The following is a 24,950-nucleotide window of genomic DNA, read 5'->3' as shown; positions in this document are numbered from 1 at the left end:
TTCTATGTGTGGATTGCGGTCATTCGGTCGGCAGGCGAGGCCCGCCCTCTGGCTTACAGCGTGCCCAGAATGTCGCTTTCTTTCATGATCAGAAGGTCTTCACCGTCGATCTTCACCTCGGTGCCGGACCACTTGCCGAACAGGACCTTGTCACCGGCCTTCACGGCCATCTCGATCAGCTCGCCGCTGTCTTTGCGTGCACCTGCACCGACGCTGACGACTTCGCCCTCGGCCGGCTTTTCCTTGGCGCTGTCCGGAATGATCAGGCCGCCCTTTGTCTTTTCGTCGCTTTCGATGCGACGCACCAGTACACGGTCATGAAGTGGTGTGAATGCCATGTCGAAACTTCCCTTGCTTGCGTTTCTCCCGATGTTAGCACTCACACGGGGCGAGTGATAACGCAGCGTAGGTAAGTAAGTGGCCGGTGCCTGTCAACGGGCCACGTCGCGTTTTTTTCCCGCGCCGCCGCGCCCCGGAGCGGCAGCTTTGCCACACAGCTGCGCGCCATCCGCAAAAACCCTTTGGTTGCGGCACCGGGCTGCGCTAACACCATGCCAGCGAAAACGCGAATCGAAAGGAACGGCAATGCGCAATATGGAGACCCTTTGTACCCACCCGTGGTAGCGCACTGCCTAAGCGTGCGTCCCGCGACGCACCCCCTTTCCCGACATTCCAGACGTTTTCAGGACACGTTCCATGCATCCCCCATTTATCTTCACCGACCACAGGGTCGGCCCGCATCCGCATCCGTCCGCCGGCGTGAAACCGCCGCGGCGCAGCCTGCCTGCCCGGCTTGACCTGCGGCCTTCATCGACAGGCTGGCCACCGGTGCCGCTGATCGCACCGCCCGCGACGCTGCCGCTGTCGCCCAGCGGACGGCCGATGATTGCCGGGCTGCGCCTGCAGGTCGTGCCACCGCCGCGCCGCAGCCTGCGCGATCATCTTGGCCGCTGGCTGATCCGGATCGGACAGCGTATGATCATGCAGCAGCGTCCGGGCTGACCATCGCCCGGACGCCCCACCCGTCACCCGGAGGATCCCGCCCCGTGTTTCTGCGCATCTGTCTGACTGCCGGTCTGGCCGCCTGCCTGACCGCCCCGGCCCTGCCCGCCTTCGCCCTCTGCGACGGCCCGGGGCTGATCGAAACGATGCCGCCGGACGATCTGGCCGCCCTGCGCGCCGCTACGAATGCAACGCCCTACAACGCGGGTCTGGTCTGGCAGGCAACGCGCGATGACGCGACGATCACCGTGATCGGCACGATCCACATCGACACCCCCGCGCTGCCCGCGATCCGTGACCGGGTCGCGCCGCTGGTCACACAGGCCGACCTGCTGCTGGTCGAGGCCACGCCGACGGAAGAGGCCGCGATGCTGGCAGCCCTGGCCGAAAACCCCGATTTCTACCTGATCACGGACGGCCCCACCCTGCCCGACCTGCTGCCCCCCGATCTGTGGGACAAGGTCACCGCGGCGGCAGAGGCACGCCAGATACCGCCCTTCCTCGTGGCCCAGTTCCAGCCCTGGTATCTGGGGCTGACCCTTTCGATCCCGCCCTGTGCGATGGCCGGGGTCGCCGCGGGCGCGCCGGGGCTCGATCACCTGCTCATCGCCGACGCGCAGGCCGCCGGCGTGCCGATACAGGCGCTGGAGCCGTGGGAGACGCTCTTCGACATCATGCGCGAGGGCACCGTGGCCGAACAGATCGAACAGCTCGAAGTGGCCCTGCCGCCGGTATCCCTGCAGGAGGCGATCTTCGCCACCATGCTCTCGGGCTACGCCACCGGCCGCACCGCCGAGATGTGGGAGGCCTCGCGCTACGCCGTGACGGCGATCCCCGGGATCGACCCCGAAACCGCGGCGGAAATCTTCACCCGTACCGAACAGGGACTGCTGATCGACCGCAATCTCGACTGGATGCCGGTGATCGCGCGCGCGGCGGCCACGCATGACGATGTCGTCGTCGCCGCAGGCGCGGCCCACCTGCCCGGTGAATACGGTGTGCTGAACCTGCTGGCGCAGGACGGCTGGACCCTCACCCGCCTCGATTGATCCAGCACCCCGCTTCTTCCGGTTTCAAATACCTTGGGGAGGCTGCCGCAGGCAGACGGGGGCGAAGCCCCCGAACCCTTGGGCGCAGCCCAAGCCAGCCAAAGGTGCGGGCGCAGCCCTCCGCGCGGTCAGACGCGGCCGGGCACCGTCAGGTATCGGTATCGCCGTAATCGGCCAGCCCGCGGCGCCCCGTCTCCGTCAGCGCGTAAACGCCCTTTTCGACCCGCCGGAACCAGCCATAATGATCGTTGCGCATGATCGCCGTGGCGTCCGGCACCTCGGCCCAGTCCTTCACCACGCTGCCCTTGGACGCGCCGTGCACCGCCAGAAACCGCGCACAGCGCAGCGCGTCCTGCCGGTATCCCGTCACCAGCCCGTGCCGCGTCGCCCCGCCGGCGTTGGGATCGCCCTTCAGCCGCTCGAAAGCCTTGAGCAACCGCTGCCGCTTCTTCTTGGCTGTGCGCGCGGCATAGGGGCCGGGGTCGCAATGCGCCTCCACATGCCCGTCGCGCAGCCGCACCGTCAGCACGCCCAGCCCCACGCGCCGGGCCAGCGCCACATTGTCCTTCAGCGCGCGGGCGAATGGTTTGCCGGGCTTGTGCGGCACCGCCACGTAAACCAGGTCGGTCGCCGCCAGCCGCGCGATGCCCTGATGGAACAGCGCCAACGAAAACCCCAGTTTCAGTTCCACCACAACCGGGTCCTCGCCACCGCGCACTGCGACGATATCGGCGGCCCCCACCTCGCCCTTCACCTCATAGCCCTGCCGCTGCAGGAACGCCTTGACGGGGGGATAGAGATCGGCCTCGCGCGGGTTGGTCATGGCGCGTATCCTGCCGGTTTCGTGCCGCGGGACCAAGACCGAAAAAGTGCGGGGCGCGCGCGTACAGCGCGCGCCCCGCACCCGGCTGCATCAACGGCCGCGCGATTTGCCCGGCAACGGCACCGGCCTCACGTTGCGTTTCAGGCTGGGCCGCCGCAGGTCGCGGGGCGGCCCCTTGTGTGGCGGCCTGTCGTCCGGGATCGACGGCACATCCGCGTTGTGGACAGCCGGAGTCTTTTGCCCAAAGGCAGGTTTTTCAGGTTTATCTGGCATGGTGAGCCTCTTGAGTTCTGGAAAATTCGGGTGCGGCACGGCGCACCTGCGATCCCCGCTTGGGGTCAGGCGAACAAGTCCATTGTCAGGATACTCCTCTGGGAAAAGGTCATGTGCCGACTGACAGTAAAGTCATGGCACGGGCGAGGTCAGATTGCTGAATTGTCCATCGGCTCGTCTCCTTTTCAATGCACTGATAGCAGCATAACCGCCGCCGAAAGTCAAATCCGGCGGGGCCGTGACAAACCGCAATCGCCTACCTATAAGGCGCGCAAATCACCCGATTGAAGGCATGACGACCCATGACAACGCTCGTTTTCGGCCACAAGGCCCCCGATACCGATTCCCTCGGCTCCGCCCTGATCTGGGCCTGGTACCTTGGCCACACCGGTCAGGATGCCAAGGCCGTCCTGCTCGGCACACCGAATACCGAGGCTGCCTTCGTCGCCGACCGCTGGGGTTTCGCCGTGCCCGACATCATCGATGACGTGGAGGACGGACAGCCCTGCGTGATCGTCGATACCAACAACCCCGCCGAACTGCCGGCCAACATCAATCAGGCCAACGTCACCGCGATCATCGACCATCACCGCCTCGTGGGCGGGCTGGAAACGCTGGCCCCCATCGACATCACCGTACGTCCGCTGGCCTGCACCGCCACCATCATGCACGAGATGATGGGCGAACACGCCGCCCAGATGCCCGAGGGCGTCAAGGGCCTCATGCTGTCGTGCATCCTGTCGGACACGCTTGAATTCCGCTCGCCCACTACCACGGCGGTCGACCGCACACTGGCCGAAGGGCTGGCCGCGTCGCTGGGCGTCGCCATCCCGGATTACGCAGCCGATATGTTCACCGCCAAATCCGATGTCTCCCGCTTCTCGGACGCCGAACTGCTGCGCATGGACAGCAAGGCGTTCGACATGGACGGCACCGCCCTGCGCGTCTCGGTGCTGGAAACCACATCCCCCGCCGTCGTGCTCGACCGCAAGGACAGCCTGATGGCCTCGATGACGGATGTCGCGCGCGAGGACGGCGTCGATCAGGTGCTGCTCTTCGTGGTCGACATCCTGAACGAGGAAGCGACGCTACTGGTGCCCAACGATCTGGTGAAATCCATCGCGCAGGCTTCATTCGGCGCGACGGTCGATGGCGATACGGTCGTGCTACCCGGCGTGATGAGCCGCAAGAAGCAGATCATCCCGAACCTCAAGCGTTAATCTGACGATGTGCCGTTAACGATTTGGGGCGCATCACGCGCCCCTTTTCATTTTCACCGCCCCGGTGCACGGTCGGTGCACGCCCGGTGCACGGGTTGTGACAATCCCATTCACGGTTAACAGGCCCTGCGTCATGTCCCAGATCATCACCCGCTTTTCCGAAATCTCAGGCGACTACGATGCCGCCTTCGTGGATCTCTGGGGCTGTATGCACGACGGGCTGAAAGCGCATCCTGCAGCGGTGAAGGCGATGCAGGATTACCGCGCCACAGGCGGCGTGGTGGTGCTGGTCACCAACTCCCCCCGGCCTTGGGATTCCGTCGCGCAACAGATCGCAGGGCTGGGCGTGCCGGACGACGCATGGGACGCGATCGCCACCTCCGGCGACAGTGCGCGCGCGGCGATGTATCGGGGCGTGGTGGGGTCGAAAATCTGGTTCATGGGCGAAAGTCCGCGCGACGACGATTTCTTCAAGCCTCTGAAAATCATCGACGATCCCGTCAACATTCAAAAGGTTCCGCTTGACGAGGCCGAAGGCATCGTTTGCTGCGGCCCCTTCGATCCCTACGCCGACCCGGACGTAAATCGCCCCGAGTTTCTTTATGCAAAGCAAAAGGGGCTGAAGCTGCTCTGCGCCAATCCCGATATCGTCGTGGACAGGGGTGAGGACCGCGAATGGTGCGCCGGAGCGCTGGCGAAACTCTATACCGAAATGGGCGGCGAGAGCCTCTATTTCGGCAAGCCGCACCCCCCGATCTACGATCTCGCCCGCCGCCGGCACGCGGCGTTAGCAAACGCGCAACCCGACCCGCGTATCATCTGCATCGGCGACGGCATCGGCACGGACATTCTGGGTGCCGTGCAGGAAGACCTCGATTCGCTGTTCATCTCCGGCGGCCTCGCGGCGACGGAAACGAAAACCGACGACCAACCTGACCGCCAAGCGTTAACCGATTATTTACAAACGGAAATGATGTCGCCCACCTACAGCATCGGGCATTTGCGCTAGGCAGAAAACACTTGCCAATGCTGCATTCGCAAAGTAATTAAATTTCAAACTGGTGTATGCTGGTGGAGTTTAATTACCTGACGGAGGCAGAAATGCTCGACAACGCACCGCGCGGCACGATCTGCATCGAAGACATCGAAATCGGCATGACCCGGTCACTGCGCAAGGTCGTGACGGACCGCGACATCGAACTTTTCGCCGAGGTCTCCACCGACCGCAATCCAGTCCATCTGGATGATGACTACGCCCACGACACGATCTTCGGCGGACGCATCGCGCACGGCATGCTGACCGCCGGTCTGGTCTCCGCCGTGATCGGTGAACAGCTCCCCGGCCACGGTACCGTCTATCTGGGCCAGAGCCTGAAATTCATGGCTCCCGTGCGCCCCGGCGACATGGTGCTGGCCGAGGTCGAGGTGACCGATATCGACCACTCCAAACGCCGCGTGACGATGGACACCCGCTGCATCGTCGAGGGCAAGAAGGTCCTGACCGGAGAGGCGACGGTGCTGGCCCCCTCGCGCAAGTTCGACTGACCTTGCACGCGCTTGCGCCGCGCGCTACGCAGCGCCATGCGCATCATCCGCGACACCCTGTTCATCGACCCCGCCGACCGGGGTGCCGCCGCCGCCATCGGCAATTTCGACGGTGTGCATCTGGGCCACCAATCGGTGATCGACCTGGCGCGTGGGGTCGCTGCGGACACCGGCGCGCCGCTTGGCGTGATGACGTTCGAACCGCACCCCCGCAGCTATTTCGCCCCCGACAGCGCACCTTTCCGCCTGATGAACGCCACGGCCAAGGCCAACCGGCTGGCGAAACTGGGCGTGGAAAAGCTCTATGAGGTGCCGTTCAACGCCGCCCTCGCCGCCCTGTCGCCGCATGATTTCGCGCAGGACGTCATCGCGAACCGTCTCGGCCTGACCCATGTGGTCGTGGGCGAGGATTTCCGCTTTGGCAAGGACCGCGCCGGCACCGCCGCAGACCTGCAAGCCTTTGGCGCGGAAATGAATTTCGGCGTCACACTGGCCCCGCTGATCGACGGCGAGGCGGGCGAAATCTCGTCCACCGCGATCCGTCTGGCGCTCACGGAAGGTCGCCCAGAGGATGCGGCAACCATGCTGGGCCACTGGCACCGGATCGAAGGCACGGTGATCCGCGGTGACCAGCGTGGCCGCGATCTGGGTTATCCGACCGCGAATATGTCCATTGCCGGGCTGCATCAGCCGAAATTCGGCGTCTATGCGGTGAAGATCACGGTGCGCGACGGTCCACTCGCGGGCAACTACCACGGTGCTGCCTCCATCGGAACCCGCCCGATGTTCGGTGAAAACCAGCCGAATTGCGAAACCTTCATTTTCGATTTCAGCGGCGATCTCTACGGCGTGGAAGTGTCTGTCGCGCTGGTCGACTTCCTGCGCCCGGAACTGAAATTCGACAGCCTCGACGCGTTGATCGCGCAGATGGACGCCGATTGCGCTCAGGCGCGGGACATCCTGAAACATGCCTGATCCCGCGCCCTTCTGGCATGCCAAGAAAATGGCCGATTTCACCCGCGCCGAGTGGGAAAGCGTCTGCGACGGCTGCGGCAAGTGCTGCCTGAACAAGCTGGAGGACGAGGACACCGGCGAGGTCGCCCTGACCCGTGTGGCCTGCCGCCTGCTCGACGACACCACCTGCCGGTGCACACAATACCCGATCCGTCACCAATTCGTGCCGGAATGTATCGTCTTGACCCCCAGGACGCTGAAAGACAACCTTTATTGGTTGCCGCAGACCTGCGGCTACCGCCTGCTTTACGAAGGTCGCCCGCTTTACGACTGGCACCCTTTGGTCAGTGGCGACCCGGACAGCGTGCACCGCGCGGGCGTGTCCGTGCAGGGCATGACCGTACCGGAATTCGAGGTCGATGACGACGACTGGGACGACCACATCATAGAGGAGCCGACCTAGATGTTCTTCGCTTCCGACAACGGCGGCCCCGCGCACCCGCGTGTGATGCAGGCGCTAATGGACGCCAACGCAGGCTACACCTCCGGCTACGGGGCAGAGGCCGCGATGGAAGCAGTGACCGCGCAAATCCGCGAGATGTTCGAGGCCCCCGACGCGGCGGTCTATCTCGTCGCGACCGGCACCGCGGCCAATGCGATCCTGCTGGCCACGATGGCAAACCCGTGGGATACGATCTTCTGCTCGCCCGTCGCCCATATCCACGAAGACGAGTGCAACGCACCGGAATTCTACAGCGGCGCAAAGTTGACGCTGGTGCCCGCGACCGATGCCAAGATGACCCCCGACGCCCTGCGCGCCGCCATCGCGGCAGAAGAGTCGCGCGGCGTGCACGGACCGCAGCGCGGCCCGGTGTCGATCACGCAGGTGACCGAAAAAGGCACAGTGCATTCGCTGGACGAATTGCGCGCGCTCACCTCAGTGGCGCAGGATTTCGGCTGCAAGGTCCATATGGACGGCGCGCGGTTCACCAACGCGCTTGTGGCGCTGGGATGCACGGCCGCCGAGATGACGTGGAAATCCGGCGTCGATGCCGTCAGCTTCGGCGGCACCAAGAACGGGCTGCTGGGGGTCGAGGCCTGCGTGATCTTCGACCCGAAACTTACCTGGGAGTTCGAGTTGCGGCGCAAGCGCGGCGGGCATCTCTTCTCCAAGCACCGCTATCTGTCCGCCCAGATGGGCGCATACCTGACCGACGGGCTGTGGCTGGAGATGGCGCGGATGGCCAACGCCCGCACCGCGCAGCTGGCCGCGGGCCTGCGCGACCACAACCGCGCAGAGCTGCTGCACGACCCACAGGCCAACATGATCTTCACCCGGTACCCGCGCCGCGATCACAAACGCCTGCTGGATGCGGGCGCGACCTACTACGTCTGGGACGGAGACGCGCATCAGGGCGACCCGGACGAACCTCTGACCGCGCGCCTCGTCACCGACTGGTCCGCGACAGAAGAAAGTGTCGACCGCTTTCTCGCCATCCTGCGCGACGGTTGAGGCCCGCGCCGCGGCCCTTCTTTTGGTCAAAAATACCTTGGGGGGGCAGCCGCAGGCTGCAGGGGTGAAACCCCCATATGATCCGCAGGATCGTTCCGGGCGGGGGCGCAGCCCCCGCCCCCCGGTCCGGTCAGATCATATCTGACCGGACAGATGCGCCTCCAGGTCGATCAGCCGGTCCTCGCCCCAGAACACCTCGCCGCTGTCCACCACGAAGAACGGTGCGCCGAAGACGCCGGCATTCACCGCCTCTTCGAGATTTCTCGCAAAGGTCTCGGCACTGCGCAGCATCGCCTTGTCGGCGAGGTCGGCATCGAACCCGGCAGCAGTCAGGCAGTCGCGGATCACGTCGTCGTCCGCGATGTTCTTCTCTTCCGCCCAGCAGGCGCGGCTGATTGCGGCGACGAGCCCCGCCACGTCGCCGCCCGCCTCTTGTGCTGCGATGATCGCATAGGACGCGGGCGCGCCGTTGGTGGGCCAATGCGCGGGTTTCACGTTGATCGGCGTGTCCAGCAGGGCGGCACGGCGGCGCATGTCCTGCAACCGGTAGGCCTGCCGGTTCGGGTGGCGCTGGCCCGGCGGCGTGCCGCCCGTCCGTTCGAACAGCGCCATGATGTCCAGCGGCTTGTAGGTCAGCGTGGCACCGTGACGGGCCGCGATCTCGGCCGGGCGCTGCCCGCACAGATAGGTGTAGGGCGACAGCGTCGCGAAGTAGTAGTCGATATGGGCCATTCGGGCCTCCTTTGCGGCTGGCAAATCTTTGCGCGACGGTAGCGGTGTGCTACGCGGTGTCAACGCTCCGAATCCGTGACGTTGCTCACGCCAGCCTGCCAAAGGACGCCGCCCACATGGCCCACATCAATGAACCGAAACTCATCTCCGGCAACGCGAACCGCCCGCTGGCGGCACAGGTCGCGCGGCGCATGACGATGCACCGGGGTCGCGCCGTCGACCTGGTCGACGCGCGGGTGGAGCGGTTCAACGACGGCGAGATATTCGTCGAGGTGTTCGAGAACGTGCGCGGCGAGGATATGTTCATCGTGCAGCCCACCTCGAACCCCGCCAACGACAACCTGATGGAACTGCTGGTCATCGCCGACGCCCTGCGCCGGTCGTCGGCCGCACGGATTACCGCCGTGATCCCCTATTTCGGCTATGCCCGGCAGGATCGCCGGTCCAAGGCACGTACGCCGATCACCGCCAAGCTGGTCGCCAACATGATCGTGGAGGCCGGGGTGGAGCGGATCCTGACGCTCGACCTGCACGCCACGCAGATTCAGGGCTTCTTCGACATTCCGGTCGACAACCTTTACGCCAGCCCGATCTACGCGCTCGACGTGATGCACTACTTCAAGGAGCAGCGCGACGACATCATGGTCGTCTCACCCGACGTGGGCGGCGTGGCCCGCGCGCGCGATCTGGCGCAGCGCATCGGCGCACCCCTGTCCATCGTCGACAAGCGCCGCGGCAAGCCCGGTGAGGTGGCGGAAATGACGGTGATCGGCGACGTGAAGGACCGGATCTGCATCGTCGTGGACGATATCGTGGATACCGCCGGCACGCTCTGCAAGGCGGCAGAGGTTTTGATGGAACACGGCGCGAAAGAGGTGCACGCCTATATCACCCACGGTGTGCTGTCCGGCCCCGCGGTCGAACGGGTAAGCAAATCGGTGATGAAGAACCTTGTCATCACCGACACGATCCACGCCACCGACGCGGTCAGAAACTGCAAGAATATCCGGATCGTGCCGACAGCACCGATGTTCGCACAGGCGATCCTGAATACCTCGAACGGGACCTCCGTGTCCTCGCTCTTCGATCACGCGACGCTGGGGCCGATCTACGAGGGCATGTATCGAGGCTAAGCCGCGCCGTCAGATGTCCCAGGTATCCTCGCTGCGCAGGGCGCCGATGGCCTGCCAGGCGGCGCGGACTCGGGCGATCCTGGTATCTTCCCAGGTGCGGAACACGATGTCGAAACCGGTGGATGTGATCGCCTCGGCCTGGATATCGGCACGCTGATTGGTGGTGCTGGACATATCGAACATCGACATGGTGACCATCACGGCGGGTGCGGCAGCGAAGGGTTCCGCAAAACGGATCGCCATCCGGCGCATCCGCGGGCCGGTGCCCGACCACATTTCGCCGTCATCCTCGAAATCCGAAAACAGCGTCACCTCGCCCTGATCCACACCGATGCTGTGGCTGTCCAATCGCTTCATCGTCACATCCGTCCGTTCCGTCCCTGCCGTGGTTTATGACGTAATGGTCAGCGGATTTCGATACTGAAATGAACCGCATGTCAGGCTTTTCGCATGGTGCCTTAAGCGATGCAGTATCGTGCGTCACACCGTCCGGCTCCGATCAACCGCAGGCCGGGACGACTGGGCTGCCGTACATCAGGAACAGCCGGGTTCTGCCAGCGTCTCGCTGAATGGGCTGAGAATGGCACTGGTGCAATCGCTGCAGCGAAGTCAGCGACACGGCTAGTAATCGTGTGAGGTGTCGATGTCAGGTTTGCGGGACGAAGCTGCCCTTCAAATTTCTTTCACCGGCTACATGGGGAAGCGGCAACCTGAGGCAAGACTTCCCAAGCTATCAAAACGTGGTCGCCATCTTCAACGGGTGAAAAATTAACCATAAGTGGAAAACCGCGTGTCGTATTCTGCACCACAGACCGAAATCCGAACACGCCCGAAGCGTTTAGCTCGTACTGGCAAATTTCTGCGGGGATTCCTGCTGCACTCATAACTTCTGAGATAACTGAGCTATCCGTATCTTGAGAGCCATGCAAAGTTATTCCGCAAGCACGGGCAACAGTGAGTTGGGCATAAACTGCCGTCATGGTCCCAAGCGTCCAGTTTTTCTCTGGAAACTGCCAAGACTGTCGTTGCGCTGTAGCTTCCTCTACGCCAATGTCTGCCTCCGGCAAACTCAATGGGCCAACAAGGCCTTCTGAAACGAATGGATCGGCATCAATCAGTGGCAACAAGCAGCGCATCAAGAACTCGTCTGGCAACTCCCTGGCATCAGCCAAGACCGGGAACAGACAGGCGAATGTGAACAAAAACTGTTTAATCACTTTCATCGGACAACTGACCAGCGCTCCTAAAACTCACTATGCGTGTCTTACATCATATAGCTACAAATGCTTCAGTTGCGAATGCTCGCTCTTTCGACGCCTCCCCAACGCCGCCAAACACACCGTACAGCCTTCATGCTGCTGGATAGATTTCACACCCATCCACAAAAAAGGCCCCGCGATACGGGACCCTTTCCGAACTTGTTTGCGACCAAACGGGATCAGTTACGCGCTGTCAGGCCGATGTGGTCGCCCACCGCCACCATGTCAGCGATCAGCTTGGCGGCGTCGTCCACCGGGCCGGGTTCGTTCTTGAACGTCTCCTGCGCCTTGGCATGGGCAGATTTCGCATCAGCCAGCAGACCGTCGAATGTCTCCTGCGTGACCTCGCCGCGCGGCAGGGCGCGTTCGGCCAGAACCGTGACGCCCTTCTGCGTTATCTCGGCGAAGCCACCGACGACGATATATTCGTCGGTGCCGCCGCCGTGGACCACACGCAGCACGCCGGGGCGCAGCGTGGTGATCGTCGGCGCGTGATCCGCCATCGCCGTCATGTCGCCGTCGGCCCCGGGGATCTGCACCTCCGAGGCTTCCAGTGACGCCAGACGCCGCTCGGGCGAGACCAGATCGAATTGTAGATTTGCCATAAGGGCTACTCCTTAAATCCGATCAGGCGGCGCTTGCAGCCATCTTTTCGGCCTTGGCCTTCACGTCGTCGATGCCGCCGACCATGTAGAAGGCACCTTCGGGCAGGTGATCGTATTCACCGGCGACCACGGCCTTGAAGGACGCAATGGTGTCTTCCAGCGGCACCTGCACACCAGGCGACCCGGTGAACACCTGTGCGACGTCAAAGGGCTGCGACAGGAAACGCTCGATCTTGCGGGCGCGGGCCACTGTCAGTTTGTCGTCTTCACTGAGTTCGTCCATGCCCAGAATGGCGATGATGTCCTGCAGCGATTTGTAGCGCTGCAATGTCTGCTGCACGCCGGCGGCGACGGAGTAGTGCTCTTCGCCCACGATCGCGGGATCGAGCAGACGCGAGGTCGAACCCAGCGGGTCCACAGCCGGATAGATACCCTTTTCCGAGATCGCGCGGTCCAGAACGGTCGTGGCGTCGAGGTGGGCAAAGGACGTGGCCGGTGCGGGGTCGGTCAGGTCGTCCGCAGGCACGTAGATCGCCTGAACGGAGGTGATCGAACCGTTCTTGGTCGATGTAATCCGCTCCTGCATCTGGCCCATGTCGGTGGCCAGCGTCGGCTGGTAGCCCACAGCGGATGGGATACGGCCAAGAAGAGCCGACACTTCGGAACCGGCCTGTGTGAAGCGGAAGATATTGTCCACGAAGAACAGAACGTCCGTGCCGGACTGGTCGCGGAACGCCTCGGCCATAGTCAGACCCGACAGCGCCACACGCATACGCGCACCCGGAGGCTCGTTCATCTGGCCGTAGACCAGCGCCACCTTGGATTTCGTCAGGTCGTCCATGTTGATGACGCCCGATTCGATGAATTCGTAGTAAAGGTCGTTGCCCTCGCGGGTCCGTTCTCCGACGCCCGCGAACACAGAGTAACCCGAGTGCACCTTGGCGATGTTGTTGATCAGCTCCTGGATCAGAACCGTCTTGCCCACGCCGGCACCACCGAACAGGCCGATCTTGCCACCCTTGGCATAGGGGGCGAGCAGGTCGATCACCTTGATGCCGGTGACCAGCACCTCGGACGCGGTCGACTGTGCCTCGAATGGTGGCGCGTCGGCATGGATCGAGCGGCGCTCTTTCTCGCCGATGTCGCCGCGCTCGTCGATGGGCGCGCCGATCACGTTCATGATCCGGCCAAGTGTCTCGTCACCCACGGGCACGGTGATCGGGCCGTCGGTGTCGGTCACGTCCTGACCGCGCACGAGGCCCTCGGTCGAGTCCATCGCGATGGTGCGGACGGTGTTTTCACCAAGGTGCTGGGCCACTTCGAGAACCAGCTCCTTGCCGTTGTTGTCGGTCGTCAGCGCGTTGAGGATCTCCGGCAGGTGATCATCAAACTTCACGTCGACGACGGCGCCAATCACCTGCGTGATCTTGCCTTTTGCATTTGCCATAACGTTTCTCCGGTTCTCTTAAAGCGCTTCCGCGCCCGAAATAATTTCAATCAGCTCGTTCGTGATCACGGCCTGACGCGAACGGTTATATTCGATGGTCAGCTTGTCGATCATCTCGCCTGCGTTGCGCGTCGCGTTGTCCATGGCGGACTGGCGCGCACCCTGTTCGGAGGCCGCGTTTTCGAGCAATGCCGCAAAGATCTGCGTCGCCACACCGCGCGGCAGCAGGTCGGCCAGGATGGCATCTTCGCTTGGTTCGTAGTCGTAGAGGGTCGCGCTCGCGTCCTCCTGCTCTTCGAACTGGGCGGGGATGATCTGCTGGGCGGTCGGGTGCTGCACCACGACGTTTTCGAAGCGCGAGAAGAAGATCGTCGCGATGTCGAACTCACCGGCATCGAAGCGGGACAGCACGTCCTGCGCGATGCCCTGCGCATCGGCATAGCCCACACGCTTCACATCCGTCAGATCGACGTGGCCGACGAAGTGATCCGCCAATTCGCGCTTGAGCACATCGCGGCCTTTCTTGCCGACGGTCAGGATTTTCACCGTCTTGCCTTCGGCGAGCAGCTTTTGCGCATGGCTACGTGCCAGCTTGGCGATGTTGCCGTTGAAGCCGCCGCACAAGCCACGCTCTGCCGTCATGACGATCAGCAGATGCACCTTGTACGATCCGGTGCCCGACAGCAGCTTAGGTGCCGCGGGCGATCCGGCAGCACCGGATGCCAGCCCCGCCATCACGGCGTTGAACCGTTCGGTATAGGGGCGGGCGGCCTCGGCTGCATCCTGGGCGCGGCGCAGTTTCGCGGCCGCGACCATCTGCATCGCCTTGGTGATCTTGCGGGTCGATTTGACCGTCGCGATCCGGTTTTTAAGGTCCTTGAGATTAGGCAAACCTAGTTCTCCTTATCTGTGGGACGTTCAGGCGAAATCTTTGGCGTAGGCGTCGATTGCGGCTTTCAGCTTGTCCTCGGCGTCGCCCTTAATCTTGGGGTCTTCCTTGGTGATGAAATCCAGAACGTCCTTCGCCTCGCCGCGCATATGCTTGAGCAGACCCGCCTCGAACCGGCCGACATCGCTGACGGCGATCTTGTCGAGGTAGCCGTGCGTGCCGGCATAAATGACGGCGACGATTTCGGCGTTGGTCAGCGGCGAATACTGCGGCTGCTTCATCAGTTCGGTCAGGCGCGCACCACGGTTCAGCAACTGCTGGGTCGCTGCGTCGAGGTCGGAGCCGAACTGCGCAAAGGCGGCCATTTCACGATACTGCGCCAGTTCCAGCTTCACCGGACCGGCGACGGATTTCATCGCGTTGGTCTGCGCGGACGAACCCACACGCGACACCGACAGACCGGTGTTCACCGCAGGACGAATGCCCTGATAGAACAATTCGGTTTCAAGAAAGATCTGACCGTCGGTGATCGAGATCACGTTGGTCGGGATAAACGCCGACACGTCGCCACCCTGGGTTTCGATGACCGGCAGTGCCGTCAGCGAGCCGGAGCCGTTGTCCTCGTTGAGCTTGCAGGACCGTTCCAGCAGGCGCGAGTGCAAGTAGAACACGTCGCCGGGATAGGCTTCGCGGCCCGGTGGGCGACGCAGCAGCAGCGACATCTGGCGATAGGCCACGGCCTGCTTGGACAGGTCATCGTAGATGATCAGCGCGTGACGCCCGTTGTCGCGGAAGTGTTCCGCCATGGAGGTCGCGGCGTAGGGGGCGAGGAACTGCATCGGTGCCGGATCGGACGCGGTCGCGGCCACGACGATGGAGTATTCGATGGCACCGGATTCTTCCAGACGCTTCACCAGCTGGGCCACGGTGGACCGCTTCTGACCGATGGCGACATAGACGCAGTAAAGCTTGTCGCCTTCGTCTGTCGCCGCATCATTGTAGGATTTCTGGTTCAGGATCGTGTCGAGCGCGATCGCGGTCTTGCCGGTCTGGCGGTCGCCGATGATCAACTCACGCTGGCCACGGCCGACGGGGATCATGCTGTCCACGGATTTCAGGCCGGTCGCCATCGGCTCGTGCACCGATTTGCGCGGGATGATGCCCGGAGCCTTGCTGTCGGCCACGGCGCGCTTCTTGGCACCGATCGGGCCCTTGCCGTCCAGCGGGTTGCCAAGGCCGTCAACGACGCGGCCCAGCAGTTCGTCACCTACGGGCACGTCCACGATGGAGTTGGTGCGCTTGACGGTGTCGCCTTCCTTGATGTCCCGGTCAGAGCCGAAAATCACGACACCGACGTTGTCAGCTTCGAGGTTCAGGGCCATCCCGCGGATACCGCCGGGGAATTCGACCATCTCGCCGGCCTGCACGTTGTCCAGACCATAAATGCGGGCGATGCCGTCACCGACAGACAGCACGCGGCCCACTTCGGCCACTTCGGCCTCTTGACCGAAGTTCTTGATCTGGTCCTTCAGGATCGCAGAGATTTCAGACGCTTGGATCGCCATTATCCGACCTCTTTCATAGTGTTCTGGAGTGCGTTGAGCTTGGATTTGATCGAGGTGTCGATCATTTTCGAGCCCACTTTAACGATAAGACCGCCGATGATGCTCTCATCCACGGTCTCGTTGATTGTGACGGCCTTGCCGACCTTGTCTTTCAGTGTCTTCGCCAGCTTGTCCTGCTGTGCCTTGGTCAGTGCCTTTGCGGTCGTGACGTCGGCGGTGACTTCGCCGCGCTCCTCGGCCAGACGCTCGCGCAGGACGCGAGTCAGCTGCGGCAGCACGAACAGGCGGCGCTTGGACGCCAGCAGCGACAGCGTGTTGGCCATCGTGTCCGACAGCTTCATCTTTTTGCCGATGGCGGAAGTCGCGGCGGTCTGCTGGTCGCGGCTGTAAAGCGGCGAGGTCAGCAGGGTGCGGAAATCGTCGCTGTCGTTCATCGCCGTTTCGAGCGCCGCGACATCGCCTTCCAGCGCCTTGAGTTTCTTGCCGTCGCGGGCAAGGTCAAACACGGCCGATGCGTAGCGTTCGGCGATGCCTGTGGAGATACCAGCTGTTTCGGACACGTCCACCCTTCCGAGTTGTTGGCACCCGGTCGTCGGACCCCGAGCAAGCGGGGCAACAGCGGGCAGCGTGTTAGGCCCTCGCACGGTGGCGGGGGCGGCAAAATCTAGCGCGATGTAACAGAGGTGTTATGGCGTCGCAAGCACCCTGCGACACAATTTCCCGGTTTCACCGCACCCCATGTTAGCGGTCACATCCGCCATGTCGACCCCGCCTGCGCCATCACAGTCGCTCCCGATCCTGACGGCCGCGCGACGCGCGCGACCGCCTTCGGATTCGCTTTCGCCGCGTCGCTAGCGCCGCTGCGCCACGAAGAACCCGTTGTTGTCGCCATCCGCCTGGACGACGCCGTTCACGTATCCTGCACCGTTGCCCAGAAATTCACCGGAGATCAGCGCATTCACGTTCCGGGTGCGCCCGACCTGGTCAATCTGGCCGGTCAGGCTGTTGCTGAACTGCCAGAACTCGGCCGGGTCCGCATCCCGATCGATTCCGCCGGGACCGAGGGTCAGCACACCTGTGGCAGGACGGTTCTGCGCGTCGACGAAGTCATTTGCCCCGCCGCCGATGGTATCGTTGATGAACGACGCGCTAAGCGTCAGGTCACCCACGACGCCTGTGGCAACGTCCCCGATCGTGATCTGGCCATCGTACTCCACCTTGCCACCCTGCGGAAACTGGCTGGCGCGGGTCACGCCCAGATTGCGGGACGCATCGTAGATTCGCAGCCCTTCCACGCCGTTGGCACCGAATGCACCGTTGTCGCGCACCGCAGCGGCGAAGGCCCGCGCGGCAAGCTCTCCCTCGGAGGGTTCTTCCAGCAGTTCGGCCAGACCGCAGCCCGACAGAAAGGCGGCGGTCACGGTGGCGGTCAATACCTTTGAAATTGTCATGGTCATATCCTCATTCCGTTCAATGCCGCAAAGCGTAGCAAGCTGCGCGCCATCTACAAAGCCTGAATTCCGGTTTCGGCTCAGCGGGTGCAACGCCGCGCCGGTTCGGGGCGTCCGCCCGCGATCCCTTCCAGCGCGCGCAGCGGGTTGCGTACCCGTGCGCTCAGCCCCGGTCGCGTGGGGGCGGTCACGTGCTTGCTGACCTCGACCATCAGAACCCCGCCCGCTGCGAACACGGGCAGATGGTGGCCGACCTTTTCGACCGCCCCGGCCACGCGCCGCCACGCCCGGTTGTCGGTCGGGGGCTGATAAAGCGTCGACAGGGACTGTTCGGCGACGAAATCATGGCGGCGCAGTTGCGCCTCAAGCTGCCCCATAGAATACGGCCTGCCATAGCCGAAGGGGGTCCTGTCCGACCGCGACCAAAGCCCGGCGCGGTTCGGCACGATAAAGACCGCCCGGCCCTCGGGTGCCAGCGCGTGCCAGCATTCGTCCAGCAGTGCCGTCGGATGCTCGGACGTTTCCAGCCCGTGCATCATCACCAGCCGGTCGATCTGCCCGCGCGCGATGGGCCAGAGCGTATCCTCGCACAGGACCGACACGTTGGGCTGCCCGGCGGGCCACGGCATCACGCCCTGCGGCCCCGGCATCAGGCCAATCACACGCCGCGCGTCCTTCAGGAACGGCCGCAGCAGCGGCACCGCAAAGCCGAAACCCGCGACCGTCTGCCCGGTCACGTCGGGCCACCAGCGCGTCAACTCGTCGCGAATGACCTTCTGCGCCCGCCGCCCGATGGGGCTGCGATAATAGAAATTGCGCAGGTCCAAGACATCAAGATGCATCGGTCGGGTCCGTCGCTTTGACCGGGCGGGCCGGGGTTGACAGGACAATAGCAAACCCCACCATGAAAGCCATGACATATGATATTCTCACCGTGCCGTGCCTGTCCGACAATTATGCCTATCTGATCGCCAATCGCGCGACCAAGGAGGCGGCACTGATCGACGTGCCGGAGGCCGCGCCGATCCTCGAAACGCTGGCCCGCGAAAAGGGGCTGACGCTGACGACCGTTTTGCTGACCCATCACCACTGGGACCATGTCGACGGGCTGGGCGATCTGCGGGATGCGCTGTCCGGCAAGGGTGATCTTGCCGTCATCGGATGCGCCGACGATGCGCATCGCCTGCCCGAACTGACCCAAAAGCTGCGCCCGGGGGACCGCATCACGGTCTGTGATCTTGACGTCGCGGTCATGGCCGCCGATGGCCATACACTCGACCATATCGCATTCCACATGCCCAAGATCGCCGCCCTGTTTTCCGGTGACAGCCTGATGACCCACGGCTGCGGCCGCCTGTTCGAAGGCACGCCGGACCAGATGCACGCCACCGTGCAGCGGTTCGCGAAACTGCCCGACAACACGGCACTTTACTGCGGCCACAACTATGCCGACGCCAATCTGGAATTCGCCGCCCGCTTCGCCCCCGACGCACGGGCCTTGTCGAAACGCAAACACCACCTAGATATGCTTGCGGACGAGCACTGGCCCACGACCGGCGTCACGCTCGGCGAAGAAAAGCGACTCAACCCCTATCTGCGTGTGCACCTGCCCGAGGTGAAGGCGCGGGTCGACATGCCCGACGCGCCCGATGCGGCGGTGTTCGCCGAAATCCGCGCCCGCAAGGACCGCGCCTGACGGCAGAAGTAACGCCTGCCAGAGCAGCACAACGGTTACGAATACGGAACATCACCGAAATTGTGATGCCCCGCGCAAAGAAAATCCTTGAAGGTTGGCGAATAAAACCAAACCTTAAAGGTAAGAGGCCACGGTCAGGATGGGCGTCCGCCATTCTGCCCCCGATCAAAAGGAGCACCGAACGTGCCATCTTTTTCCACGACGCTCGAACAATCCATTCATGGCGCGCTGGCCCTGGCCAATGCCCGCAAGCATGAGCTTGCGACGCTGGAACACCTGCTGCTGTCATTGATCGACGAACCGGACGCGGCCCGCGTCATGCAGGCCTGTTCCGTCAATCTGGATGAACTGCGCAAGGACCTCGAGGATTTCATCGACGAGGATCTGGCGAACCTGATCACCGATGTCGACGGGTCGGAGGCGGTGCCGACTGCCGCGTTCCAGCGCGTAATCCAGCGCGCCGCGATCCACGTGCAATCCTCCGGCAAGACCGAAGTGACCGGCGCCAACGTGCTGGTCGCGATCTTTGCCGAACGTGAAAGCAACGCCGCCTATTTCCTGCAAGAGCAGGACATGACCCGCTATGACGCGGTGAACTTCATCGCACATGGCGTCGCCAAGGATCCGGCCTTCGGCGAAAGCCGCCCCGTCACCGGCACGTCGGACGGAGAGACCGTCGACAACGCCGAGGCCGAGGAAGAGAAAAGCGCACTGGCCAAATACTGCGTCGACCTGAACGCCAAGGCCTCCAAGGGCGACGTCGATCCGCTCATCGGCCGTAACCACGAGGTCGAACGCTGCATCCAGGTGCTGTGCCGCCGCCGCAAGAACAACCCGCTGCTAGTGGGTGACCCGGGTGTCGGCAAGACCGCCATCGCCGAGGGTCTCGCCTTCAAGATCGTCAACGACGACACGCCGGAGGTGCTGTCGTCTGCCACGATCTATTCGCTCGACATGGGCGCGCTGCTGGCCGGCACCCGCTATCGCGGCGATTTCGAGGAACGGCTCAAGGCGGTGATGACAGAGATGGAAGATCACCCCGACGCGGTGCTGTTCATCGACGAAATCCACACCGTCATCGGCGCCGGCGCCACATCCGGCGGTGCGATGGATGCCTCCAACCTACTGAAGCCTGCCTTGCAGGGCGGCAAGCTGCGCTGCATGGGCTCCACCACCTACAAGGAATTCCGCCAGCATTTCGAAAAGGACCGCGCCCTGTCGCGCCGGTTCCAGAAGATCGACGTAACCGAACCCTCGGTCGAGGATACAGTGAAAATCCTGCGCGGCCTGAAACCGCATTTCGAAGAGCATCACAGCATCAAATATACCGCCGACGCGATCCGCACCGCGGTGGAACTGTCCGCGCGCTACATCAACGACCGCAAGCTGCCCGACAAGGCCATCGACGTGATCGACGAGGCCGGTGCGGCACAGCATCTGGTCGCGGAATCCAAGCGCCGCAAGACTATCGGTACCAAGGAGATCGAGGCCGTGGTGGCCAAGATCGCCCGCATCCCGCCCAAGAACGTCAGCAAGGACGATGCCGAGGTCCTCAAGGATCTCGAAAAATCGCTCAAGCGCGTGGTCTTCGGGCAGGACGACGCCATCGTGGCGCTGTCCTCCGCGATCAAGCTCGCCCGCGCGGGCCTGCGCGAGCCGGAAAAGCCCATCGGCAACTACCTCTTCGCCGGGCCGACCGGTGTCGGCAAAACGGAAGTGGCAAAGCAACTGGCGGATACGCTGGGCGTGGAATTGCTACGCTTCGATATGTCGGAATACATGGAGAAACACGCCGTCAGCCGTCTGATCGGTGCCCCTCCCGGGTACGTCGGTTTCGACCAAGGCGGCATGCTGACCGATGGTGTGGATCAGAACCCGCATTGCGTGCTGCTGCTCGACGAGATGGAAAAGGCGCACCCGGACGTCTACAATATCCTGCTGCAGGTGATGGACCACGGCAAGCTGACCGACCATAACGGCCGCACGACTGACTTCCGCAACGTGATCCTGATCATGACGTCGAACGCCGGGGCATCTGAAATGTCCAAGAACGCGATGGGCTTTGGCCGCGAAACCCGCGAGGGCGAGGATACGGCGGCCATCGAACGCACGTTCACGCCGGAATTCCGCAACCGTCTGGATGCGATCATCAGCTTCGGCGCGCTGCCGAAACCTGTCATTCTCCGCGTGGTCGAGAAATTCGTCCTCCAGCTTGAGGCGCAACTGGTCGACCGCAACGTGCATATCGAACTGTCGAACGCCGCCGCCGACTGGCTCGCCGACAAGGGATATGACGCCAAGATGGGTGCGCGCCCGCTGGGCCGCGTCATTCAGGAACACATCAAGAAGCCGCTGGCCGAGGAACTGTTGTTCGGCAAGCTGATGAAGGGCGGTCTGGTCAAGGTCGGCGTGAAGGACGGCAAGATCGACCTGCAATGCCTGGAACCCGAACAGGCCCGCATCGGCGGGTCCGGCAAGAAACCCCCGCTGCTGACCGCAGACTGATTTGCGCCTCGCGCTGACACTGATCTCATCCCTCGCGGCCCACCCGGCTGCGGGGGATTTTTCCTTGGCCTTCCCGCTGGACTGCACGCTGGGCGAAGATTGCTACATCCAACAATTCACCGATCACGATCCATCTTCCGGCGCTACCGATTTCCGGTGTGGCCCGCAAAGTTACGACACACACACCGGCACCGATTTCGCGCTGCCGACACTGGCGGCCCAGGCCGCGGGTGTCGCCGTCCTTGCCGCCGCGGATGGCGAGGTGCGCGCCACACGCAACACCATGAGTGACGTCCTGCAAGTGACGGATAATGCACCCGACGCCAGCGGGCAGGAATGCGGCAATGCCGTCGCCCTGCGCCACGACGACGGTTGGGAAACACGCTATTGCCATCTGGCGCAGGGGTCCGTGACGGTCACCACCGGCGACCGCGTCAGCAAAGGCGACATCATCGGCTTCGTCGGGCTCTCCGGGCAGACGCAGTTCCCGCATCTGCACCTCGCGGTCAGCCACGAGGGTCGCAACGTCGATCCCTTCGATCCCGATGGCGTCATCGACTGCGCGGCACCGTCACTCGAAACGCTCTGGGACACGCCATTTCCCGCCCCGCCCGGCGGGATCATCGCCACCGGCTTTTCACCCTTTCTGCCGGGGTTCGGCGCGGTGCAGGCCGGGGTCGCGGGCGTGCCCTCCATCGGCCCCGACGACCCGGCCCTGATCCTCTGGGGCCATGCGTTCGGCACACGCGCGGGCGACACGCTGCATCTGAAAATCACCGGACCCGAGGGCGTGTTTTTCGAAACGGCCGAACCGCTCGACCGGGTGCAGGCGCAGGTCACGCGCTCGGGCGGCAGACGCGCGCCGGACGGTGGCTGGCCACCCGGCATATACACCGGCGAAATCTGGTTGGAACGGGGCGGTGCCGTACTCGACCGCCAGCAAACAACCGTCACGGTGACGCGCTAGCGTTCGGTCAGTTTCAACTCGATCCGCCGGTTCTGCGCGCGCGCTTCCGGCGTATCCGCTGGGTTCAGCGGCTGGTACTCCCCGAACCCGTTCGCCGCCAGCCGCTGCGGCGGAATGCCCAGGAAGTCCTGCATGTAGCGCACCACCGACAAGGACCGTGCCTGCGACAGCTCCCAGTTGTCGCGGAACTGGCCCTGCCCGGAAAGCGGCACATCGTCCGTGTGCCCGTCCACCCGGATCACCCAGTCGATCCCGGCGGGAATATCATCGGCGATGTCACGCAGGATCCCCGCGACATTGGCGATCTGACGCTGCCCCTGCTGCGACAGTTGCGCCTGTCCCGGCTCGAACAGCACTTCGGACGAGAAAACGAACCGGTCGCCCTCGATCCGCACGCCGTCCTGCCCCTCCAGCACGTCGCGTAACTGGCCAAAGAAATCCGAACGGAACCGTTCGAGGTCCTGCGCCTGCGCGGCCAGCCTTGCGGCTTCCTCTTCAAGCCGCGCGCGTTCGGCCTCTTCCAGCGTCCGGCGGCGGCGCTCCTCGGCCGCGACACGGGCCAGTGCGGTATTCAACTGCGACCCCAGTTGCTCGATCTGCACGTTCGCCGCAATATCCGCCTCCTCGGCCACGTTCAGCAACGTCTGCAACGTTCCCACCTGCTCGCGCAGCGCCGCCACCTGCTGGTTCAGCAAGGCAACCTCGCGCTGGCTTTCGGCGGACAGCGCCTGTTCGTCGCTCAGCGCGGCGTTGGCCTGCGCCAGCAGCGCCGCCTGCCGGTCGCGTTCCGTCTGGCCGGTATCGGCGGCGTCCTGTGCGGCGGCCAGAGCACCCAGCGCCTCGGCCAGCCGCGCCTCGAGGCTCGCACGGTCCTGCGCGGTTTCCGTCTGTCCTGCGGCCAGCGATTCCACCTGTGCCGCCAGCGCCTGCTGCCGCAGCAACGCCTCGGCCAGTTGATCCGCCAGCGTCTGCCGCTCCGCCTCCGTCTGTGCCTGCGTCTGCGCAAGCGCATCGCGCTCCGCAGCCGCCGCTTCCTGCGCCAGAAGCGCGCTTGCCAGACGTTCCTGTATCTCGGCCTCCGTCACCTCGCCCTCGGCCAACGCGGCATCGAGCGCCGCTTTCGCCGCCTGCAACTCTGCCCCCGTCGCCTCGCGCGCGGATATCGCGGCGGCCAGACGCACGGTCAGGTCTTCGGCCTGATCCTCGGTTTCGGCCAGCGTGGCCCGCGCCTCGGCCAGTTCCGCCGCCGTGGTGTCCTGCAAAGACAGGGCGGCGAGCAGCCGTGCATCCAGATCGCTGCCCTCCGTCAATGCGCGGGCCAGATCGTTTTCCGCCTGCTGCTGCGCCAGCAGCGCCGCGGCAAGGTTCCGATCAAGATTGTCGCGCGCGTTTTCCGCCGCCGCCAGCAGGGTCAGTGTCTCCTCGGCCTCGCGCCGCTGTTCCTCCAGCGCCAGCGTCATCGCCGTCAGTTCGGTATCGGCATTGGCGAGCCGCTCGCGCAGGGCCTCTGCCGCCGCGGCCTCCGCCAGCCGTTCGGCCTCAAGTGCAGTCAATTCCGCCGTGTTCTGGGCATTGGCGTCTTCAAGTGCTGCGATCCGCGCCGCATCCGCTTCGCCGGTCGTCTCCAGTTCGGCGATCATCGCCTCCAGCGCCTCGCGCCGCGCCGCGGCAAGCCGTGCGGCTTCGGTACCTGCGTCGATCTCGCTGCGCGCGGCAGCAAGCGCGAGGTTCAGCGCCTCCGCCTCGCTCAACAGTTCGACCTGCTGGCCTTCAAGCACCGCGATCTGCGCATCGGCGGCAGCGTTCTGTTCTTCCAACCCGGCTATTTCATCCTCGGCGGCCTGTTGTTGCTCACGCAGGCCAGCGATCTCCGCCTCGCTGGCCGATTGCTGGGTCAGCAACCCCGCGATCCGATCCTCGTTCTGTGCCCGCTGCGCCAGAAGCCCCGCCACCTGCGCCTCGAACCCGGTGATCCGGTTCTGCGCCTGCGTCAGCGCGGCAAGCCCGGCGTCGCGCTCCGCGGTCAGCTCCGCAATGATCGCCGCCTGCGCATCGGCCTGGTTTTCCGCCGCCGACAATGTCGCGGCAAGGGCGGCATTGGCGTCCTCCTCCAGCCCCAATGCCGCCGCCAGCGTGGCGACCTCTGCCGACAATTCGTTCAACTGGCTTTCCTGCCCGGTGATCGTCTCGCGCAGCACGAACTGGATCACCATAAAGATCGTCAGCACGAACATCAGCACCAGCAACAACCCGGTCATGGCGTCCACGAAACCGGGCCAGATCGCGTTCTGGAAACGGGCCTGTCTGCGGGATAGCGCCATG

Annotated in this window: 25 protein-coding genes; 12 read left to right on the top strand and 13 right to left on the bottom strand. The window is 63.9% G+C overall.

The genetic code is table 11. The annotated features are described in order from the left end of the window. Positions 1-53: 53 nt before the first annotated feature. Positions 54-338 (bottom strand): co-chaperone GroES, encoded by a 285-nt coding sequence (locus AC04PH_RS05450; protein WP_483064729.1) that lies wholly within the window; start codon positions 336-338, stop codon positions 54-56. Positions 339-696: 358 nt separating this feature from the next. Between AC04PH_RS05450 and AC04PH_RS05445 the strand changes: the two genes are divergently transcribed. Beyond that, positions 697-1,002 (top strand): hypothetical protein, encoded by a 306-nt coding sequence (locus AC04PH_RS05445; RefSeq protein WP_483064728.1) that lies wholly within the window; start codon positions 697-699, stop codon positions 1,000-1,002. Between the two features lie 44 nt (positions 1,003-1,046). Further along, a complete protein-coding gene (locus tag AC04PH_RS05440; RefSeq protein ID WP_483064727.1) occupies positions 1,047-2,051 on the top strand; it encodes a TraB/GumN family protein in 1,005 nt (334 codons plus the stop codon). Between the two features lie 148 nt (positions 2,052-2,199). On the opposite strand, the gene AC04PH_RS05435 is transcribed toward AC04PH_RS05440, so the two are convergent. Further along, on the bottom strand, positions 2,200-2,874 hold the full coding sequence (locus AC04PH_RS05435; protein WP_483064726.1) for a DUF2161 domain-containing phosphodiesterase: 675 nt from the start codon (positions 2,872-2,874) through the stop codon (positions 2,200-2,202). A gap of 575 nt (positions 2,875-3,449) precedes the next feature. Here AC04PH_RS05435 and AC04PH_RS05430 point away from each other — a divergent pair. From AC04PH_RS05430 to AC04PH_RS05405, 6 genes are all read left to right on the top strand, one after another. Next, positions 3,450-4,367 (top strand): manganese-dependent inorganic pyrophosphatase, encoded by a 918-nt coding sequence (locus AC04PH_RS05430; protein WP_483064725.1) that lies wholly within the window; start codon positions 3,450-3,452, stop codon positions 4,365-4,367. 133 nt (positions 4,368-4,500) lie between these two features. Beyond that, positions 4,501-5,376, top strand: coding sequence for a TIGR01459 family HAD-type hydrolase (locus AC04PH_RS05425; RefSeq protein ID WP_483064724.1), 876 nt, complete (start codon positions 4,501-4,503; stop codon positions 5,374-5,376). Positions 5,377-5,468: 92 nt separating this feature from the next. Beyond that, the gene (locus AC04PH_RS05420; protein WP_483064723.1) at positions 5,469-5,912 is read left to right on the top strand and encodes a MaoC family dehydratase; all 444 of its coding nucleotides are present in this window, start codon (positions 5,469-5,471) and stop codon (positions 5,910-5,912) included. Positions 5,913-5,948: 36 nt separating this feature from the next. Continuing rightward, positions 5,949-6,887, top strand: coding sequence for a bifunctional riboflavin kinase/FAD synthetase (locus AC04PH_RS05415; protein WP_483064722.1), 939 nt, complete (start codon positions 5,949-5,951; stop codon positions 6,885-6,887). Continuing rightward, the gene (locus tag AC04PH_RS05410; RefSeq protein WP_483064721.1) at positions 6,880-7,329 is read left to right on the top strand and encodes a YcgN family cysteine cluster protein; all 450 of its coding nucleotides are present in this window, start codon (positions 6,880-6,882) and stop codon (positions 7,327-7,329) included. The genes AC04PH_RS05415 and AC04PH_RS05410 overlap by 8 nt, the downstream gene beginning before the upstream one ends. After that, positions 7,330-8,379 carry a threonine aldolase family protein gene (locus tag AC04PH_RS05405; protein WP_483064720.1) on the top strand — a complete coding sequence of 350 codons (1,050 nt, stop codon included), beginning with the start codon at positions 7,330-7,332 and terminating at the stop codon, positions 8,377-8,379. A 135-nt stretch (positions 8,380-8,514) separates the two neighbouring features. On the opposite strand, the gene AC04PH_RS05400 is transcribed toward AC04PH_RS05405, so the two are convergent. Further along, positions 8,515-9,111, bottom strand: a complete 597-nt coding sequence (locus AC04PH_RS05400; RefSeq protein ID WP_483064719.1) for a DsbA family protein — start codon at positions 9,109-9,111, stop codon at positions 8,515-8,517. A gap of 116 nt (positions 9,112-9,227) precedes the next feature. On the opposite strand from AC04PH_RS05400, the gene AC04PH_RS05395 reads away from it, so the two are divergent. Further along, positions 9,228-10,244 carry a ribose-phosphate pyrophosphokinase gene (locus AC04PH_RS05395; protein WP_483064718.1) on the top strand — a complete coding sequence of 339 codons (1,017 nt, stop codon included), beginning with the start codon at positions 9,228-9,230 and terminating at the stop codon, positions 10,242-10,244. Positions 10,245-10,253: 9 nt separating this feature from the next. On the opposite strand, the gene AC04PH_RS05390 is transcribed toward AC04PH_RS05395, so the two are convergent. The 9 genes from AC04PH_RS05390 to AC04PH_RS05350 all read right to left on the bottom strand — a co-directional run bounded on the left by AC04PH_RS05390 (position 10,254) and on the right by AC04PH_RS05350 (position 18,302). Continuing rightward, positions 10,254-10,601 (bottom strand): H-type lectin domain-containing protein, encoded by a 348-nt coding sequence (locus AC04PH_RS05390; RefSeq protein ID WP_483064717.1) that lies wholly within the window; start codon positions 10,599-10,601, stop codon positions 10,254-10,256. A gap of 326 nt (positions 10,602-10,927) precedes the next feature. Next, positions 10,928-11,467, bottom strand: coding sequence for a hypothetical protein (locus tag AC04PH_RS05385; protein WP_483064716.1), 540 nt, complete (start codon positions 11,465-11,467; stop codon positions 10,928-10,930). A gap of 215 nt (positions 11,468-11,682) precedes the next feature. Further along, a complete protein-coding gene (locus AC04PH_RS05380) occupies positions 11,683-12,108 on the bottom strand; it encodes a F0F1 ATP synthase subunit epsilon (protein ID WP_483064715.1) in 426 nt (141 codons plus the stop codon). A gap of 22 nt (positions 12,109-12,130) precedes the next feature. Beyond that, positions 12,131-13,555, bottom strand: a complete 1,425-nt coding sequence (gene atpD / locus AC04PH_RS05375; RefSeq protein ID WP_483064714.1) for a F0F1 ATP synthase subunit beta — start codon at positions 13,553-13,555, stop codon at positions 12,131-12,133. A gap of 18 nt (positions 13,556-13,573) precedes the next feature. Then, positions 13,574-14,446, bottom strand: coding sequence for a F0F1 ATP synthase subunit gamma (locus tag AC04PH_RS05370; RefSeq protein WP_483064713.1), 873 nt, complete (start codon positions 14,444-14,446; stop codon positions 13,574-13,576). A gap of 27 nt (positions 14,447-14,473) precedes the next feature. Then, positions 14,474-16,009: a F0F1 ATP synthase subunit alpha gene (atpA, locus tag AC04PH_RS05365; RefSeq protein WP_483064712.1), complete on the bottom strand. Its 1,536-nt coding sequence runs from the start codon at positions 16,007-16,009 to the stop codon at positions 14,474-14,476. Then, complete coding sequence (locus AC04PH_RS05360; RefSeq protein WP_483064711.1) at positions 16,009-16,569, bottom strand: F0F1 ATP synthase subunit delta; 561 nt, start codon at positions 16,567-16,569, stop codon at positions 16,009-16,011. Before AC04PH_RS05360 ends, atpA begins: the two co-directional genes overlap by 1 nt. Positions 16,570-16,860: 291 nt before the next feature. Then, positions 16,861-17,466, bottom strand: coding sequence for a hypothetical protein (locus AC04PH_RS05355; protein ID WP_483064710.1), 606 nt, complete (start codon positions 17,464-17,466; stop codon positions 16,861-16,863). Positions 17,467-17,540: 74 nt separating this feature from the next. Further along, a complete protein-coding gene (locus AC04PH_RS05350) occupies positions 17,541-18,302 on the bottom strand; it encodes a class I SAM-dependent methyltransferase (RefSeq protein WP_483064709.1) in 762 nt (253 codons plus the stop codon). A 62-nt stretch (positions 18,303-18,364) separates the two neighbouring features. Here AC04PH_RS05350 and gloB point away from each other — a divergent pair, with 62 nt between their 5' ends. The 3 genes from gloB to AC04PH_RS05335 all read left to right on the top strand — a co-directional run bounded on the left by gloB (position 18,365) and on the right by AC04PH_RS05335 (position 22,628). Beyond that, entirely contained in the window at positions 18,365-19,156 is a 792-nt protein-coding gene (gloB, locus tag AC04PH_RS05345; RefSeq protein ID WP_483064708.1) for a hydroxyacylglutathione hydrolase, read from the top strand. A gap of 183 nt (positions 19,157-19,339) precedes the next feature. Further along, positions 19,340-21,661 carry an ATP-dependent Clp protease ATP-binding subunit ClpA gene (clpA, locus tag AC04PH_RS05340; RefSeq protein WP_483064707.1) on the top strand — a complete coding sequence of 774 codons (2,322 nt, stop codon included), beginning with the start codon at positions 19,340-19,342 and terminating at the stop codon, positions 21,659-21,661. A 64-nt stretch (positions 21,662-21,725) separates the two neighbouring features. Then, positions 21,726-22,628, top strand: coding sequence for a M23 family metallopeptidase (locus tag AC04PH_RS05335; protein ID WP_483064706.1), 903 nt, complete (start codon positions 21,726-21,728; stop codon positions 22,626-22,628). On the opposite strand, the gene AC04PH_RS05330 is transcribed toward AC04PH_RS05335, so the two are convergent. Continuing rightward, positions 22,625-24,949 carry a peptidoglycan -binding protein gene (locus AC04PH_RS05330; RefSeq protein WP_483064705.1) on the bottom strand — a complete coding sequence of 775 codons (2,325 nt, stop codon included), beginning with the start codon at positions 24,947-24,949 and terminating at the stop codon, positions 22,625-22,627. The genes AC04PH_RS05335 and AC04PH_RS05330 overlap by 4 nt on opposite strands. Position 24,950 lies beyond the last annotated feature (1 nt).

This window comes from Yoonia sp. KMU-150, assembly GCF_056858355.1.
The sequence above is the reverse complement of the archived record's forward strand: the minus strand, read 5'-3'. Positions and strand labels throughout refer to the sequence as shown.